Annotated in this window: 1 pseudogene; it reads left to right on the plus strand. The window is 70.2% G+C overall.

The features are described from left to right. Positions 1-132: pseudogene (locus tag PUR71_RS06535) on the plus strand (hypothetical protein); the annotation flags it as partial. Positions 133-369: the final 237 nt, after the last annotated feature.

Here is a 369-nt window from a genome sequence, read left to right on the forward strand (position 1 = left end):
AGCTCGATCATCGCGATGCGGGTCGGCGAGGACAATCAGGGCGTCATCGGCCTGAACCAGACCGGAATTCCGGACGAATACCAGCCGGGCCTTTCGGTGCGGTTCATGGGGATCGACGAGAAGGCCATCATCTTCGCCAGCAGGCGCGGCATGAACCCCGCGGGGTCGCGCGGGCCCCACACGGCGCGCGGGCGCAGCGCGACGGTGGTGAAGTCCGGCCGGTCGGCGCCCAGGACGAGGACTTCGCGATCCTGGAGACGGCCCCGCACAACGGCCGCAAGATCGAGGACGTGGTCGGCGCCAACCGCCTGGGCACCGACGAGCCGTTCGACGCGACCGTCCGCCTCTACGGCTACCCGGCCGACTCCG

Origin of the sequence: Streptomyces sp. SP17BM10 (genome assembly GCF_036322405.1) — a bacterium.
Lineage (GTDB): Bacteria > Actinomycetota > Actinomycetes > Streptomycetales > Streptomycetaceae > Kitasatospora.